The following is a 15,760-nucleotide window of genomic DNA, read 5'->3' on the forward strand; positions in this document are numbered from 1 at the left end:
CGTATTCATAACGTGTCTACAGGCGTTGAACCCTCGTAAATTGGCAAAGGTATTGACCACTAGGACATTATAAAAAACTAAGTTCAAAATATCTGCAAAGTTATATCCAGTGCAGCTTTATGGCGGCACGATCCATTATCTGGGGGCGATTCCTTTAGGTGCTGTTTCTGGTACAGGCTTGTTTATTGACAATGATGGCACGCCTAGTAGTCTGTTTCATTAATTTTGAGAGATTCGTAGTGAGCGATTTATCGGTCAATGTCAAGGGTTTTAGTCTTGACTACAAACTTTCATAACTCATCAAAATTAATGACATCAATCACTAGTACACTTTGGCATAAATTTGTTCACCTTTAACCAGTTGCTTTGAGCAACTTGTCTGCTTAATTAAGGTGATAGCTGGATTTATGCCGTACTTTACTAGTAGTTTGTGCTAGTAATTTTCGGGGTTCGTAGTTGGTGATTTACCGCTCAATTTTAACAGCTAGAGCGAGTGAGTATATTTTGTATTTAACTAAGTACAGCATTTCATTAATTCGTAGCGAATTCTCTGCGTGATGCGCTTACCTCTGCGCCCCTTTGCGTTTAAATTTCAACCCTCAATTCGCCACGATTTTACGCAAAGCTGTACTAAGTCTAAAGTTCCTCAACCAAATTTGAAATTCAATTCAACTGATTTATGTTGTCCACTTTTCCCACTACTGCCCCAGAAGAGAATAACTTAATTCAATGTGATGCCGATCGCGGATTTATCTCCTGGCTGAGTCAAGTCGGAGGCTCAGTTGCCATCACCACCTACCAAGCCGGAAAACTAGCACTAGTAGGCTGGAATGGGGAACAGATAACTATGCTGTTACGCCAATTTTCCAAACCAATGGGATTGGCAGTGAATGGTTCACGACTGGCACTGGCTACCCATCACGAAGTCTGTTTATTAGCCAATGCCTCTGCACTAGCTTATAAGTTTTTAGAAGACCAGCCCGGACGCTACGATGCCCTCTACCTGCCACGGATGACATATTTTACAGGCGACCTGAACATTCACGACCTGGAATTTGGCAGAGAAGGGCTGTGGATTGTCAACACCCGCTTTTCGTGTCTTTCTGCCTTGAGTCCAGACTTTAGCTTTGTACCGCGCTGGCATCCCAAATTTATTTCCGAAGTAGTCCCAGAAGACCGTTGTCACCTTAATGGGTTAGCGATGGTGGATGGCAAACCCAAATATGTGACTGCCCTCGGTGCGACAGATACCGTCGGGGGATGGCGAGCGAGTAAAGCCAACGGTGGGGTCGTAGTGGAAGTAGAGAGCAATGAAATTGTTTTAGATGGATTATCAATGCCCCATTCCCCAATCTGGCATGACGGATTTTTGTGGTTACTCAACTCTGGTGCTGGGGAAATATGGCGCATTCATCCAGAATCAGGAGACAAACAAGTAGTCTGTGTACTCCCTGGATTTCTGCGGGGGTTGTGCTGTGTTGGGTATTACGCCCTAGTCGGACTATGCCAGATTCGGGAACGGCATATTTTCGGAGGGTTGCCCATAACCCAACGGTTTGAGAAGCTGCTTTGTGGTGTGGCAGTCGTAGATTTGCGAAATGGTCAGCAGGTGGGAATGCTGAAGTTCACCACAGGCTGTCAAGAACTTTATGATGTGCAGTTTCTTGCTGGTGTGCAGCGTCCGATGGTTTTAAATCAGGAACGAAAAGAAATCCGCCAAGCATTTACTGCACCAGAGTTTAACTATTGGCTGCGACCGAGTGCAGTGATTCCTAATGATTAAGGAATCTGTCTAATCAGAGCATAATTGCTGAAATCAAAATTTTAGTTTTTTCAGAGGTTTTTTCATGGCTGAATTCAAAGTCAATACCAACACTATCGGCAATCAAATTAACCCCGCAGTCGCAATGAATGCTGATGGGGACTTCATCATTTCCTGGACTGACAATGCTCAGGATGGGTCTGGCGATGGGGTGTATGCTCAACGCTACAACAGTACTGGCGTGGCTGTTGGGGGGGAATTCCAAGTCAATACCAACACCAACAGCAATCAACTTAACTCTACAGTAGCGATCGATGCCGATGGTGACTTTGTTATTTCCTGGCAAAGCCAAGATGGGTCTGGCTCTGGGATATATGCCCAACGCTACAACACTTCTGGAGTGGCTGTTGGGGGCGAATTTCAGGTCAATACCTCCACTAACAACGAGCAAGTTAACCCCACAGTAGCGATGGATGACAATGGTAACTTTGTCATTTCCTGGCAAAGCAATGGTCAGGACGGGTCTGGCGATGGGGTATATGCTCAACGCTACAACAGTTCTGGAGCGGCTGTTGGGGGCGAATTCAAAGTCAATACCCACACCGGAAACTCTCAATATAACCCCACAGTAGCGATAGATGCCGATGGTGACTTTGTTATTTCCTGGCAAAGCTATTATCAGGACGGGTCTTACTTGGGCATATATGCCCAACGCTACAACAGTGCTGGGATGGCTGTTGGGGTCGAATTCCAAGTCAATACCCACACCGACAGCTTTCAAAAGAACCCCACAGTAGCGATGGATGCCACTGGGGACTTTATCATTTCCTGGCAAAGCCTTGGTCAGGACGGATCTAACTATGGCATATATGCCCAACGCTACAACAGTGCTGGGATGGCTGTTGGGGTCGAATTCCAAGTCAATACCCACACCGACAGCTTTCAAAAGAACCCCACAGTAGCGATGGATGCCACTGGGGACTTTATCATTTCCTGGCAAAGCCTTGGTCAGGACGGATCTAACTATGGCATATATGCCCAACGCTACAACAGTGCTGGGATGGCTGTTGGGGTCGAATTCCAAGTCAATACCCACACTGACGGCAATCAATATAACCCCACAGTAGCGATGGATGCAGATGGGGACTTTATCATTTCCTGGACTAGCGATAGTCAGGATGGGTCTAGCAGTGGGATATATGCCCAACGCTACAACAGTGCTGGGGTAGCTCAAGGGGGCGAATTTCTGGTCAATACTTACACCAACAACAATCAAGCTAACCCTACAGTAGCAATGGATGCCACTGGAGATTTTGTAATTTCTTGGCAAAGCTATGGTCAGGATAAATCTGGGGAGGGCATATATGCCCAACTAAACAATAACAGTGGGGTTCCTCCAACAATTACCTCTGGTTCTGCCTCTGCCCTGACATACACTGAGAACGCTACTACAGCTATCGACTTAGGCATCACCGTCAGCGACACAGACTCCCCCAACTTGGCTAGTGCCACCGTCAGGATTACCAATGGTTTTGCCTCTGCTGAAGACATCCTCGCCTTCACCAACCAAAATGGGATTATCGGCAGCTACAACAGCAGTACAGGAGTCTTAACCTTAACCGGCAGTGCTACTGTTGCTAACTATCAAACTGCACTGCGTTCCATTACTTATACCAACAGCAGTGATAACCCCAGTACTACACCTCGTACCGTCAGCTTTCTAGTTAATGATGGGACTGTTAATAGTACTGCCTTTACCCGCAATATTAATATTACATCGGTAAATGATGTAGCCATCGCTACTGCCACGAGTTCTGCTTTATCATATATCGAGAACGTAACTACACTCATTGACTCAGGTATCACCGTTAGCGACGTAGACTCCCCCAACCTGGTTAGTGCCACTGTTAGCATTACCAATGGTTTTGTCTCTGCTCAAGATACTCTCGCCTTCACCAACCAAAATGGGATTACTGGCAGCTACAACAGTAGCACAGGTGTTCTAACCTTAATTGGCAGTGCCACCGTTGCTAATTATCAAACTGCACTGCGTTCCATTACTTATACCAACAGCAGTGATAATCCTAGTCTCACACCTCGTACCGTCAGCTTTCTAGTTGATGATGGGACTGCTAATAGTACTGCTGTTACCCGCAATATTAATATTACGGCAGTTAATGATGCACCCGTTGCTACTGCCACCAATTCTGCCTTAGTATACACTGAGAATGCTACTACACTCATTGACTCAGGTATCACCGTTAGCGACGTAGACTCCCCCAACCTGGTTAGTGCCACTGTTAGCATTACCAATGGTTTTGTCTCTGCTCAAGATACTCTCGCCTTCACCAACCAAAATGGGATTACTGGCAGCTACAACAGTAGCACAGGTGTTCTAACCTTAATTGGCAGTGCCACCGTTGCTAATTATCAAACTGCACTGCGTTCCATTACTTATACCAACAGCAGTGATAATCCTAGTCTCACACCTTGTACTGTCAGCTTTCTAGTTAATGATGGTACGGCTAATAGTACTGCTGTTACCCGCAATATTAATATTACAGCAGTGAATGATGCTCCCGTTGCCATTAACGATAGCATCACCACAAACAAAAACACACCCATTATCATTAGCGCTACTACTCTGCTAAGCAATGATACAGATGTCGATGTTAGTGACGTATTGAGCATTACTGGCTTCACCCAACCTAGCCAAGGAAGCTTAGTTAACAACAACAACGGTACTTACACTTATACGCCTGGCCAAAACTATTATGGCTCTGACGGCTTTACTTACACCATAAGTGATGGGCATGGAGGCAGTAGTACTGCTACTGTCAACTTGACCATTAATCAAATCACTCCTCTGATTAATGGCACTTCAGGTGCAGACACCCTGACTGGTACGATGAATATGGATATCATCTCAGGATTACAGGGCAATGACACGCTCCAAGGACTAGGTGATAACGACACTCTTGATGGCGGTGATGGAAATGATTCCTTAGATGGTGGTGCAGGAGCTGACAGTCTCATCGGTGGTAAAGGCAATGATACTTACATCGTAGACAACCTGAGCGATTCGATAACTGAAGGCTTAAATGCAGGCACAGATTTAGTCAAGTCTTCGGTGAGTTGGGTGTTGGGAAATAACCTAGAGAACTTGACTCTGATTGGAACTGAGGCAATCAATGGTACTGGTAACACTCTTAATAATATCTTGATTGGAAATTCTGCTGCTAACATCTTGAGTGGACAAAGTGGCAACGATAACCTCTTTGGTGATTCAGGCAATGACACCTTGTTGGGCGGTGTGGGCAATGACACCTTAGATGGAGGGTTGGGAGCTGATAGTCTTGATGGTGGAATCGGTAATGACACTTACATCGTAGATAACATCAACGATGTTATTACTGAAGGCCTAAATGCAGGTACAGATTTAGTTAAGTCTTCGGTGAATTGGGTGTTGGCAGATAACCTGGAGAACTTGACCCTGACTGGAAGTGGCGCAATCAATGGTACTGGTAATAGCCTTAAGAACATCTTGATTGGAAATACTGGTGCTAACATCTTAAGCGGAGAAGATGGCAATGATAGCTTGATTGGTGGTGCAGGCAATGACACCTTGTTGGGCGGTGCAGGTGATGACACCTTGGATGGAGGTTTAGGAGCTGATGCTCTTAATGGCGGAGCTGGCAATGACATTTACATCGTGGATAACCTGAACGATTCTATTACTGAAGGCTTAAATGCAGGCACAGATTTAGTTAAGTCTTCGGTGAATTGTGTGTTAGCAGATAACCTGGAGAACTTGACCCTGACTGGAAGCGGGCCAATCAATGGTACTGGTAATAGTCTTAATAACATTCTGATTGGAAATACTGGCGCTAACATTTTGAGCGGAGGAGATGGCAATGATAGCCTCTTTGGTAACTCAGGTAATGACACCTTGTTAGGCGGTGCAGGCGATGATACCTTGAATGGAGGCACAGGGACTGACAGTCTTAATGGTGGAGTTGGCAATGATACTTACATCGTAGACAACCTGAACGATGTTATTACTGAAGGCTTAAATGCAGGTACAGATTTAGTCAATTCTTCGGTGAATTGGGTGTTGGGAAATAACTTGGAGAACTTGACTCTGACTGGAAGTGGGTTAATCAATGGTACTGGTAATAGCCTTGATAACATTTTGGCGGGAAATAATGCCGCTAATATCTTGAGCACAGGAGATGGCAATGATAGCCTCTTTGGTAACTTAGGCAATGACACCTTGTTCGGTGGTGCAGGTAATGATCTACTTGCTGGTGGAGTTGGTCGAGATGTATTGACTGGTGGAACTGGACAAGATAGTTTTGATCTGGCTGGTAGCCGTAGTGGAGGTTATGATACGATCGCTGATTTTACTGTTGGAGATGATACTATCTTCGTTTCCAAGATAGAATTCGCACTTAGCCAATCTCAGAATACTACGCTTAATGCCAGCTTGTTCCGACTTGGTACCAGTGCGATCGCAGGAAGCGATCGCTTTATCTACGATCAAACTACCGGTAATCTTTTCTTTGACGCAGATGGGATTGGTAAGGCTGCACAAGTTCAAATTGCCCTGTTCTCGAATCAGGCAGTGCTTAGTAGTGCAAATATTACTGTCATTGCCTAGCGAAAGCTAACTATAGCAAGGATTGAGAGATTACCCAGTAAGAGACAGATCAACTCTTGCTGGGTAATCTGTCATAAATACACATTTGAGTGCAACACAACTACAAACTTTTAACTTTCCTCTTGGGAATAACCGTTTTTCTCGCGTTTGAGGCTTTCTTCTAAGGCTTGAATTTGTTCGCGTCTGGCTTCCAATTCTAAGGAACGCCGCGCTAAGTCTTGGTTTTGCAATGTCAGGGATTGTCGCCAATGTTCTGCTCGTTCGGCTTCGTGCTGCAAAAATTCTGGGGTAATGCCGATGGTGAGGTAGCTTTGTACCAGATGCAGTACCCAGTTGGTGGCATCTTCTAGTTTTTCAATGTCGCCTGTAGGGGAAAGTTCTACTAAAACAAGCAAGTTTTCACTCATGATCTTTCCCTTTCCTAGCAGAATAGGAGTCTCTTCTGGAATTATCGCCCACAAATTATCAGCTTCTTGACGCGCCAATAAGCGTAACTGGTGCTGGTCTAAAAAATCGTTTTTACGCACCTGGGCTAGATATAGCATGAGAGTCGCTTCGCTCCAATTCAAAATTCACGCATTCAAAATTCAAAAAAATTTAATAAAAAAATAAGTACCATTGATATTTGGATCTTGTTAATTGGTAATGGGTAATTGGGAATTATTGACACTCCCATTACCCATTACAGTTATCCTAAGCCACGCAGGCTATGTCTAGATTAACCCCTTAAGGCGATCGCGCAAAATTTCTGCTTGTTTCTGTGCTTCTGCTAAGGCATCCCGCGCGGCTTGCACTACATCAGCAGGTGCTTGTTCAACAAACTTAGGATTGCTTAATCTAGCACGTAGACCGCTAATTTCTGCTTCTACCTTGCTCAGGCGTTTTTGTAGTTTGGCACTAACAGCTTCAACATCTACCACACCAGCAAGGGGAATAAGCACTTGGATTGTACCAATCACGCCAGCGATCGCATTTTCTGGCTCTTGTGGCTGTTGTGATTCTGTCTGCGGAAAAAACTGTCTCCATAACCTAAGTCTTGCTTGAGCAGTTAGTAAATTTTGGCTAACAAACCAAGCTGTGTAACCAAAACCAACTAGTTCAAAGAAAGTTCCAACTAGGGGAATGTCATCAATGGCATTTCCCACAGCTAAACCCAATTTACCAAAGATAATGGCTACAATAATCAAACCAATTGTCTTCAAACCCTTGTAAGGTTTTTTAGCTGCAACAGTTTGGCTTTTTTGCTTGTCAGTAATGGTTAAAGTCTCAACTTTAGCCAAATCTTTAATATAAAACTGTCCAGCCGTGAGAATTTCCCGCTCCTTCTCACTTTCAGTTTGCAAATTCGCTATTATTTTTACCCCTGGCTTAATATCCGCCTCAGCCCGCAAATTCCGAATTGTGCGGATAGTGCCAATCAGCAATTCAAACTGTTCTTCTAAAGCTGAATCAATCAGATTTGCATCCACCTGCGGATAGAATTGTAAGGCTAAAGTTTGCGAGGAATCTACTGGTTGTTGGGTGAGAGTCTGCCAAATTTCCTCGGTAATATGAGGCATGAAGGGATGAAGCAGTTTCAAAATTCCTTCCAATATGTAGGCAAGGGTTTGCTGTGCTACCCGCCGCGATGCTGGATCGGCATCTGCTTGCAATCTGGATTTCACCAGTTCAATATACTGGTCGCAAAAATCACCCCAGATGAATTCATACAATCCCTTAGCTGCTTCCCCTAAACCGTAATTATCGATGTAATTGGTGGTTTGTTTGACAACTTGATAATACCGCGAGATAATCCAGCGATCGCTCAATTCGATAGCTACTGGGTTCCCCAATTGTTGCGGCGTCTGTCCATCCAAATTCATCATCACAAACCGGGCAGCATTCCACAACTTGTTAGTAAAATTGCGGGATGCTTCCACCGATGCTGATTCATCCTTTTTGCGATCGTACTCCAATCGGATATCTTGACCCGCGCCAGCCACTTCCCTAATTAGGGTGTACCGCAGGGCATCAGTACCATATTTGTCAATTAATAACAATGGGTCAATGCCATTACCTTTGCTCTTTGACATCTTCTGGCCTTTTTCATCCAGCACCAAGCCGTGGATGTAAACTGTTTGGAAAGGCATTTTCTCCGTAAAATGCCCAGCCATCATGGTCATTCTGGCTACCCAGAAAAAGATGATGTCAAAGCCTGTCACCAAAGTAGTAGTCGGGTAGTAAGTTGCTAAATCCTGAGTTTGTTCCGGCCAGCCCAAAGTCGAAAATGGCCAGAGTCCAGAAGAAAACCAAGTATCTAGCACATCTGGGTCTTGTTCTAACTTGACATTTTCGCCAAATTGCGCTTTGGCTTTCTCCCAAGCTTCAGTTTCCGATTTTGCCACCACAAAGGGCGTGTTATCGGTAATTTGCCCATCCGTTTCACTGACAGCGTACCAAGCCGGAATTTGGTGTCCCCACCATAATTGGCGAGAGATACACCAATCTTTGAGTTTTACTAGCCAATCACGATAGACTTTTGTCCAGCGTTGGGGGACAAACTCTGGAGAAGTTTGCTGGTCGAGGAATTCGAGAGTGTTGTCAGCTAGGAGGCGAATTTTGACAAACCACTGAGTCGAGAGGAGAGGTTCAATAGGTACTTTACCGCGATCGCTGTAGGGAACAGTATGCTTATAATCTTCAATCTTCACCAAAAAGCCATCTGTTTCTAAGCGAGAAACCACATTTTTTCTAGCAACAAAGCGGTCTTGTCCTTGAAACTCCCCAGCATTGGCGTTGAGAGTGCCGTCTTTATTCATAATGTTGATTAACGGCAGATTGTGACGCTTACCCATGTCAAAATCGTTCAGGTCATGGGCGGGAGTTATCTTTACGCAACCCGTGCCAAAGGTGGGATCAACGAATTCATCGCCAATGATGGGAATTTCTCGTTGTAGAATGGGCAGAGTTACAGTTTTGCCGATGAGATGTTTGTAGCGATCGTCATTGGGATTAATTGCTACTGCCGTATCACCCAGCATCGTTTCTGGTCGTGTTGTCGCCACCTCTACAAAACCGGAACCATCGGTGAGGGGATAGCGGAAGTGCCAGAGATTTCCATTAACCTCTTGATTTTCTACTTCCACATCAGACACAGCCGACTGAGAAGCTGGACACCAGTTAACTAAATATTCACCACGATAAATTAAGCCTTCTTCGTAAAGACGAGTAAACGCCTCAACAACAGCTTTAGATAAACCCTCATCCAGGGTAAACCTTTCCCGTGACCAGTCCACCGAGACACCCAAGCGTCGTAGCTGATTAAGAATTGTTCCCTCAGACTCTGCCTTCCATTGCCAAGCGCGTTCTAGGAAATTCTCACGCCCCAACTCGTAGCGAGTCTTCCCCTCTGTCTTGAGTTGCTTTTCCAGCATACTATGCACAGCAATGCTGGCGTGGTCAGTTCCCGGTAGCCACAGGGTATTGCGCCCCTGCATCCGGTGGTAGCGCACGAGGGTATCAATCAACGAACTTTCAAAAGCGTGACCCATGTGCAAACTGCCGGTGACATTCGGCGGCGGAATCACGATGCAATAAGGTTCGCCGCCTTTGTTGGGGTTAGCTTTGTAAACTTGGTTGTCTTCCCAGAATTTTTGCCACTTGGCTTCAGTGGAAAAAGGGTCGTAGAGACTGGGCAGATTGGGAATGGTTGCGGTCATGCGGGGCAAACTAACTATGGAAGGACTCTAATAAATTTTGCCACAGGGTTGGAGAGGGTTTGTTTAGCAATTCTCGAAATCGTGGATATATCCCTTAAAAAATCTGAAAATACGAAATCTATTTTTGACCCTTGTAGTTATCTTGAATAAACTCCGTAGCTGACATCTGTATATTCGCTCAGAAAGACTCATGAAATTGAAACCAGGTTTATTTCAACTCATCGTGTTAGTTATGACTGTATCGCTACTTGCTTCTTGTGCGACAACCCCAGAAGCAAGACAGTCAGATTGCAGCGCCACAACGTCGCCAAATCAACAAGCCGATAACTGTTCTCCCTCATCTAATAATAGCGGCAGATCGAGTGGTTACTCTGGTGGTAGTAGCATTAGAAGATCCGGTTATGGTAATTCATCGGAGGTCGGGACTTCCAGTGGTTCTTCCAAGGGTCGTAGTGGTTTTGGTAGTTTCGGTCGCGGTGGTCATGCGGGTGGATAAGAGAGTTATGAATATTTTCAACAGTCCTCAACGAAAGTGTCTATTTCAGTCAATGAAAATGGGTTGGTATAACTTTGCTCCGATTGAAGAAGGAACAGGTATACCTCTAACTGATCAAGAAACACCTTACGCTCTTTATTATTGCCATCAAGTTTTACCACAGACGATACAATAAATCCAGCAAGCATCGGAATTAGTCGGTAGTATTCTAACCCAAACGTGGAAAATTATTCGTACTCTTGATGAAGATACACTACTTTATTATGGATTTCCTGAAGCTACTATTAAGTTAGTTAAATATGACTTATTCGCACCATTTTGTATGCGTCTTGATTGGTGCTGGAATCAAGAAACGGGGATAAAAAAAGTAGTAGAAACTAATCCCCAAACTCCTAGCTTTTGGTTTGAGTGTACAGATGGCAATAAAAAAGTTGCCAGACATTTTGGATTGCAAGAACCAGATTTAGATGCTCAAAAAATCTTAAAAATAACACTCAATCAACATGTCAATAGAGTCGCATTAAATTTGCGTAAACCAGTTACAGACTGTCGTATAGCATTTACAGCTTTGAATAATGCCGAAGATTTAGGTACTATGCGATGGTTGAGCAATTACTTGGAGTCTAAAAGTGCCATTTTACCTTTAGAATATCTTGGCATCAAAGATGGTGAATATCTATTTGACCAGAGAACGCAAAAACCAATAGATATACTTTTTATGTGGTATCCGGTGGAATGGCTAATCCATGATACTGATGAGAAAGGTGAAAGATTATGGCCGGCTCTAGAGCAACTAATTTTTGAGAATAAAATTGTGATTGTGAACTTTGGTTCTGCTTTTGCACTGCAACCAAAGAGTGTATTTGCCCTAATTACAGATTTGGGATATGACTTTTTTTCTGACAAAGATGCTGGGACAGTCTGGGAATATTTTCCTAAAACATCACTGAGTACAACAGGAATAGGTAATTCATACTTTGCCAAACCTATTTTAGGAAGAGAAGGTGAAGGAGGGTTTGCAGTTAATTCAGGAAATATCTCGGCGCGTAGTAGTAATAATGATCCTTGGTATACACAACAGAATTATGTGTATCAAGAATTATTAGAGTTTCCTAAACTAGAAATTGATGGCAAGTCAATGACTCAGGTTTGGGGAGCATGGCTATATAACGATGGTAATGACAAGTTTATATCTGGAGGTGTAGGAATCCGCCTTTCTGAAGGGGAAATTACAGATAACTTATCCTATTGGTGTCCTATTGGATGCTAATTTTAATATCATCAAGAATTAGAGGCAAACATGAAACCTCAAACTACCAGCCGTTCGCCCTGGACATACATACCCACGCTATATTTTGCCTCCGGCATACCTTACGTTATCATCAACACAGTTTCCGTAATCTTTTACAAAAAACTGGGAATAGATAATACTCAAATCGCCTTGTGGACAAGTTTTCTCTATCTACCTTGGGTCATCAAAATGTTTTGGGGACCAATCGTTGATATTTACTCTACCAAACGCAAATGGATACTTTATACCCAATTTGCCATGTTCGCTTGTTTAGGTTTGATAGCCTTATCCTTACAACTGCCAAATTTCTTTTTTATCTCCCTTGCAACATTAACAATAGGAGCATTTATTTCTGCAACTTATGACATTGCCACAGATGGCTTCTATCTACTGGCTTTATCTCCAGAACAACAAGCCTTTTTTGCTGGCATTCGCTCACTGTTTTATAGAATGGCTGTCATTTTTGGCTCTGGAATATTAGTAGTCTTAGCAGGTCAGCTTGAAATATCTCTCAATAACATTGCTTTAAGCTGGACTATAGCTATTGGTTTATCAGCTTTAATTTTAGCAATTTTGTTTATTTCGCATCGCCTAATTTTACCCTTACCTGAATCAGATAATCGGCGACAAATACAAGCTAGGGAAAATATACCCTTTTGGTCAATCATTAGCTCATATTTTGCTCAGGATAAAATCATAAATATTTTAGCATTTATCTTACTATACAGACTTGGTGAAGCAATGCTTATCAAGATAGCTTCTTTATTTTTATTGGATAAACCAGAAGTAGGTGGCTTAGGTCTATCAACATCAGATGTCGGATTAGTCTACGGGACATTTGGGGTAATATCTCTGATTTGTGGAGGAATTTTAGGAGGCTTGCTAATTTCTAGATATGGATTAAAAAAATGTTTATTTCCTATGGCTTTAGCTTTGAATTTACCTAATGTTTTTTATGTGTATATGGCTTACACTAAACCTTCATTAACATTAGTGTATCCCTTGGTTTCCTTAGAGCAGTTTGGGTATGGGTTTGGATTTACAGCTTTTAGTGTTTATTTAATGTATATTTGCCAAGGCGAATATAAAACTTCTCATTTTGCTATTTCCACTGGCTTTATGGCTTTAGGAATGATGCTACCAGGTTTAATTAGTGGTTATCTGCAAAAAGCTTTTGGCTATCCATTATTTTTTATTTTGGTTTGTTTGCTGACCATTCCTGGGATGATTGCTCTATTTTTTATACCTTTAAAAGAAGAACCAAAGCGTCAGAATAATTAACATTATTACCGCTCATGAGTTATGTTTTGGGAATAGATGGCGGCGGTAGCAAAACTGTTTGTGTACTAATGAATGATTTTTGTCAAGTACTAGGTCGTGGTGAAGCAGGCCCATCTAATTATCAGAGTATAGGTATTGAAGCCACTCTACAATCTATTCAATCAGCAATTCACAATGCGGTTGAAACAGCAATAATTACAAATACTGTCAATATTGACGCGATATGTTTGGGTTTAGCTGGTGTAGATCGTGCAGCAGATATCGAAGTAGTAAAAGGTTTAGTTAAAGAGTTACAAAATAACAAATTTCTGCCTATTACTTGGGCATTACAGCCAGCGAATATTGTAATTTGTAACGATGCTTTAATTGCTTTAGTTGGTGGAATTGGTCAGCCTGTAGGAATCGTGGTTGCAGCAGGTACTGGTTCGATAATTTTTGGGCGAAATCATCAGGGACATACCAAGCGAGTCGGCGGCTGGGGGTATATTTTAGGAGATGAAGGTAGTGCCTATAAAATTGCGATCGCTGGCATGAATGCAGCATTAAAATCTTATGATGGACGGGAAATATCAACGAGTTTGCTAGAGGATTTCAAACAGCATCTTGATTTGGAAAGTATAGAAGATTTAATAGAAGTAATATATCGGCGAGAATGGGGAGTGAAACAGATAGCGGCTTTAGCACCAATTGTAGATTTTGCAGCAGCGTCAGGTGATATAGTAGCGAATATTATCATTGATAATGCTGTAAAAGAGTTAGTAAAAGCTACATCTACAGTAATTGATGCAATTTTTACTGCCGACTCAGTTTTAGAAGTAGTCACAACAGGAAGTGTATGGCAGGGGAAATGCAAGATCCATGAAAGATTTGCAGCATCAATTATTAAGAAGTTTCCTGAAGTAAAGGTGATATTTCCGAGATATGAACCTGCTTATGGTGCTGGTTTGTTAGCGTTGCAGACAACTCAAAATTGACGCGAAAAAAGCAATAATATAAGTTTTCACTCTGCAAATATGCGCCCCAAAAAAGTTACTATTTCAAACCAAGCTGAGGTGCTAGCAGTAGAATCATAACGATAACCGTCGTCGCGCATGAATGTATGCTCTGCTTCATACAAAAAAACTTGGTGAGGTATGTTAGCATTCTCAATTGCTTTTATTATGGTTTGGCGATCGCTATCTGGTATATGAGGGTCAAGAGTACCGAATATCATTAGCATCTCGCCTTCAATTTCACTTACCCTTTGGATTGTATCAGCTACCTCTTTACCCACTTTACCACTGGGAATACCAGTAGGGTAACAGCAGATACAAGCCCGAATTTCGCTTTGAAATGCGGCGCGGAAAGCTAAATGTCCACCAATACAAAATCCTAGAGTGCCTATTTGATTGGGAGAAACCGCACTCTCTGTTTTCAGAAATTCAATCACAGCAAGGCAATCGGCATCATAATCAGCTACGGAGGTTCGACGCGCATCGTCATTACCCCGTATTCGTCCAAGATCGTCTGGCTCAATTACTAAACCAACTGGCTCAATTCGGTGAAAAATTTCTGGCGCTGCTACTACATAGCCGTATCCTGCTAAGTAGTTAGCTAGACGAATCATTGGATCACCTAACTGATAAATATCACTGTAGAAGACAATACCAGGGTATTTTCCTGCTGCTTTGGGAGCTGCAACATAAACACGCATCAAACTGCCATCTACTCTTAACTCAACGTTGCGCTTAGTGATTTGCACTTTTTTGTCTCCGTGTTCCGCTTGCTGTCATTAGAGCAGCCTACTGCCGTAAGGCATTCATCCGCATCTACAAAATACCTGAAGTTTTTCCAGCATCAGGATAGGCTACTAACTGTCAATGAAAGAAAACAATGGCGTTGCATATTTGCGGGATGATTTTGTTAGTTTTGTGAGACGGGCAACATGAGCGTCCTTTGTATATCGGGGCGCTCATGTTGCCCACCCTACAAGAATCATCCCTTGATTCAGTAACGCCAAAGCAATAATAGGAGTTTTCAGTTTGCAAATCACCCCACCCTAACCCTCCCCTTATAAAGGGGAGCCACTGCGTTGGGCGGCTTTGCCGACTTGAAGCATGTGGCGTGAGGGAACTAGATTTCCTGTTTTCCCCTTTGTAAGAAGTTATCGGCGAGTTTCGGTTACGTTGATTTTTGAGGGAAATAGATTTCCTGTTTCCCCCCTTTGCAAGAAGGGACTAAGGGGGGTAATTCGACTTATGTGTACACTGTAGCCTTTCAGGAGAGAAGCTTTGAATCTTACTCCCCTTCCCTTGCACTACGGTGTACACACAAGTATGACCAGCATAGGATTCAACTCTTCTAGTTGTTTCGTAGGGTGCATTATGGAGCAATACAGTTCAGTTAAGCATTTTTTTCTTCTCTCTGTGTCCTCTGTGCCTCTGCGGTAGCCTGCGGCAAGCCGCTCCGCGTCTACGTTCAAAAAACTGACTTTGACAAAGAGTTTTAGCCTTAACTGAACCGTATTGCGTTATAGAGACGCCGAAATAACAAATGAGTTCGCCGAAATAACAAATGAGTTCGCCGAAATAAC

General features: G+C 43.1%; 10 protein-coding genes. 7 read left to right on the forward strand and 3 right to left on the reverse strand.

Annotated features, from left to right (window positions below; genetic code table 11):
* Nucleotides 1-679: 679 nt before the first annotated feature.
* Together HWQ58_RS18640 and HWQ58_RS18645 are read left to right on the forward strand one after the other, a co-directional pair.
* Nucleotides 680-1,783, forward strand: coding sequence for a TIGR03032 family protein (locus HWQ58_RS18640; RefSeq protein WP_292865671.1), 1,104 nt, complete (start codon nt 680-682; stop codon nt 1,781-1,783).
* A 64-nt stretch (nt 1,784-1,847) separates the two neighbouring features.
* Nucleotides 1,848-6,422: a cadherin-like domain-containing protein gene (locus HWQ58_RS18645; RefSeq protein ID WP_292865675.1), complete on the forward strand. Its 4,575-nt coding sequence runs from the start codon at nt 1,848-1,850 to the stop codon at nt 6,420-6,422.
* Between the two features lie 110 nt (nt 6,423-6,532).
* On the opposite strand, the gene HWQ58_RS18650 is transcribed toward HWQ58_RS18645, so the two are convergent.
* Both HWQ58_RS18650 and HWQ58_RS18655 read right to left on the reverse strand, forming a co-directional pair.
* Nucleotides 6,533-6,967: a hypothetical protein gene (locus tag HWQ58_RS18650; protein ID WP_292865694.1), complete on the reverse strand. Its 435-nt coding sequence runs from the start codon at nt 6,965-6,967 to the stop codon at nt 6,533-6,535.
* A gap of 168 nt (nt 6,968-7,135) precedes the next feature.
* Nucleotides 7,136-10,120, reverse strand: a complete 2,985-nt coding sequence (locus HWQ58_RS18655) for a valine--tRNA ligase (protein ID WP_292865678.1) — start codon at nt 10,118-10,120, stop codon at nt 7,136-7,138.
* 190 nt (nt 10,121-10,310) lie between these two features.
* Between HWQ58_RS18655 and HWQ58_RS18660 the strand changes: the two genes are divergently transcribed.
* The 5 genes from HWQ58_RS18660 to HWQ58_RS18680 are packed head-to-tail and all read left to right on the forward strand — an operon-like array spanning nt 10,311 to nt 14,162.
* Nucleotides 10,311-10,616, forward strand: coding sequence for a hypothetical protein (locus HWQ58_RS18660; protein WP_292865681.1), 306 nt, complete (start codon nt 10,311-10,313; stop codon nt 10,614-10,616).
* 7 nt (nt 10,617-10,623) lie between these two features.
* Nucleotides 10,624-10,791, forward strand: coding sequence for a hypothetical protein (locus HWQ58_RS18665; RefSeq protein WP_292865684.1), 168 nt, complete (start codon nt 10,624-10,626; stop codon nt 10,789-10,791).
* A gap of 54 nt (nt 10,792-10,845) precedes the next feature.
* Nucleotides 10,846-11,886: a glutathionylspermidine synthase family protein gene (locus HWQ58_RS18670; RefSeq protein WP_366838210.1), complete on the forward strand. Its 1,041-nt coding sequence runs from the start codon at nt 10,846-10,848 to the stop codon at nt 11,884-11,886.
* Between the two features lie 30 nt (nt 11,887-11,916).
* Nucleotides 11,917-13,188 carry an AmpG family muropeptide MFS transporter gene (locus HWQ58_RS18675; RefSeq protein WP_292865686.1) on the forward strand — a complete coding sequence of 424 codons (1,272 nt, stop codon included), beginning with the start codon at nt 11,917-11,919 and terminating at the stop codon, nt 13,186-13,188.
* 14 nt (nt 13,189-13,202) lie between these two features.
* Nucleotides 13,203-14,162, forward strand: a complete 960-nt coding sequence (locus HWQ58_RS18680; protein ID WP_292865688.1) for an N-acetylglucosamine kinase — start codon at nt 13,203-13,205, stop codon at nt 14,160-14,162.
* 26 nt (nt 14,163-14,188) lie between these two features.
* Here HWQ58_RS18680 and HWQ58_RS18685 read toward each other — a convergent pair whose 3' ends face one another.
* A complete protein-coding gene (locus tag HWQ58_RS18685) occupies nt 14,189-14,929 on the reverse strand; it encodes a dienelactone hydrolase family protein (RefSeq protein ID WP_292865691.1) in 741 nt (246 codons plus the stop codon).
* Nucleotides 14,930-15,760: the final 831 nt, after the last annotated feature.

The sequence above is a fragment of the Nostoc sp. LPT genome (genome assembly GCF_017115165.1).
GTDB lineage: Bacteria > Cyanobacteriota > Cyanobacteriia > Cyanobacteriales > Nostocaceae > Nostoc.

Coding starts and splice junctions, on each gene's coding strand:
- HWQ58_RS18640 (WP_292865671.1), top strand. CDS start 680: ATGTTGTCCACTTTTCCCACTACTGCCCCAGAAGAGAATAACTTAATT.
- HWQ58_RS18645 (WP_292865675.1), top strand. CDS start 1,848: ATGGCTGAATTCAAAGTCAATACCAACACTATCGGCAATCAAATTAAC.
- HWQ58_RS18650 (WP_292865694.1), bottom strand. CDS start 6,967: ATGCTATATCTAGCCCAGGTGCGTAAAAACGATTTTTTAGACCAGCAC.
- HWQ58_RS18655 (WP_292865678.1), bottom strand. CDS start 10,120: ATGACCGCAACCATTCCCAATCTGCCCAGTCTCTACGACCCTTTTTCC.
- HWQ58_RS18660 (WP_292865681.1), top strand. CDS start 10,311: ATGAAATTGAAACCAGGTTTATTTCAACTCATCGTGTTAGTTATGACT.
- HWQ58_RS18665 (WP_292865684.1), top strand. CDS start 10,624: ATGAATATTTTCAACAGTCCTCAACGAAAGTGTCTATTTCAGTCAATG.
- HWQ58_RS18675 (WP_292865686.1), top strand. CDS start 11,917: ATGAAACCTCAAACTACCAGCCGTTCGCCCTGGACATACATACCCACG.
- HWQ58_RS18680 (WP_292865688.1), top strand. CDS start 13,203: ATGAGTTATGTTTTGGGAATAGATGGCGGCGGTAGCAAAACTGTTTGT.